The 1,639-nt window shown below is 64.9% G+C and carries 2 protein-coding genes; both read right to left on the minus strand.

The window, feature by feature from the left end; genetic code table 11:
* Positions 1–560: copper resistance protein B (locus BKM74_RS18350; RefSeq protein ID WP_086467132.1), on the minus strand; the 560-nt coding region annotated here is incomplete at its 3' end.
* Positions 557–1,639 (minus strand): multicopper oxidase domain-containing protein (locus BKM74_RS18355; protein WP_176342617.1); only part of this gene is annotated, 1,083 nt, incomplete at its 5' end. The genes BKM74_RS18350 and BKM74_RS18355, both read right to left, overlap by 4 nt.

Here is a 1,639-nt window from a genome sequence, read left to right on the forward strand (position 1 = left end):
TCGATATCGTTCAGGCCCGAACCGATGCCGAGTTCCTCGACCTCCTGCAGGGCGGCACTGACCTCCAGCTTGGGCTGGGCGATCAGCTGCTGGGTGATCAGGATGTCGTGTTCAGCCTCGAAGCGGGCGGAGAGATCGCCCTTTTCGCTGACGAACAGGGACGCATCCATTTCGATCACATAGGGTGCGAGCCCCTGGAACCCGAACACGCCATAGGTCCGCGATGGATCGTCCGGCCGGAAATCGTGCCGGATGCCGGCCTGGACATCCCAGAAATCGGCGACCATGCGGCTGTAGAGCAGCTGCACTTCCGCCTTCTCGACCGTATCGTCGCGGACATACTCGCCCTCGGTCTTCAGATAGAGCTTCTCGGCATCGCCGCCGATCCAGCCCTGCGCCTTCCACGCCACCGTGTCCTGCCCGTCGCGCCAGCCATGCTCCAGCTGATCGACCAGCAGGCTGCCGAACAGCATGTCATGGCCGTCGGCCGCCAGCGACGGCCCGGAAGCCGCCAGCAGGAGGCCCAGACCGGCGAGCCCGTGCTTCAGTGCCCTGCTCATGCCCGGCCCTTTCTGCTGGCATCGGCCGTCGGCCGTTCGACGATGAAGCGCGTCATCATGCCCGAGGCCATGTGGTACATGAGGTGGCAGTGGAACGGCCAGTCACCCGGCTCGTCCGCCGTCAGCAGAACCGACACTTCCTTTCCCGGCGGCACGATCACCACATGCTTCAGCGGCCGGCGCTCGGTCTCACCATTCTCCAGCTCGACGAACATGCCGTGCAGGTGCATCGGATGCGCCATCATGGTCTCGTTCACATAGCGGATGCGCACCCGCTCGCCATAGGCCACCCGGACCGGCTCGCCCTGCTCGAACTTCCGGCCGTTCAGCGTCCAGATATAGCGTTCCATGATGCCGGTCAGCCGGACCAGGATTTCCTGGCCGGGTTCGCGGTCGTCGCTATTCCTGGCAAACGCCTTCAGATCGGCATAGGACAGCGCCTTCTCGCCGGGCAGCGTGCCGGCCTGGTCCCAGCCGACAGGCGGACCCGACTTGTCCGGGCCCTTGCCGGCAGCGCCATGATCCATGCCTCCCATGGACATCTTGCTATGGTCCATCTTCCCCATCGGCATCTTGCTGTGATCCATGCCGCCCATGGGCATGTTGCCATGATCCATGCCGGCCATATCCATGCCCATGGCGCCGTGGTTCATGTCGGACATGGCCAGGATGGCGCGCGGGCGCAGCGCCGGTATCTCCGCCTCCATGCCCAGCCGGGGCGCCAGCGTGGCGCGGGCATAGCCCGAGCGGTCCAGCGGTTCGGCCATGATGGTGAAGGCGCGATCCTGCTGCGGTCGCACGATCACGTCATAGGTCTCACCGACGCCGAAGCGGAACTCATGCGCCTGAACCGGCACGACGAACTGGCCGTCGGCCGCGATCACCGTCATCGGCAGGTCCGGAATACGGACATCGAAGAAGCTCATGGCGGAAGCGTTGATGAAACGCAGCCTGACCCGCTCTCCCGGCTCGAACAGGCCGGTCCAGTTGTCCTGCGGGCCACGGCCATTCACCAGAAAGGCATAGCCGGTGACATCCGCCAGATCGGTCGGGTCCATCCGCATATCGCCCCATTCCAG

It is taken from the genome of Oceanibaculum nanhaiense (genome assembly GCF_002148795.1).
GTDB lineage: Bacteria > Pseudomonadota > Alphaproteobacteria > Oceanibaculales > Oceanibaculaceae > Oceanibaculum > Oceanibaculum nanhaiense.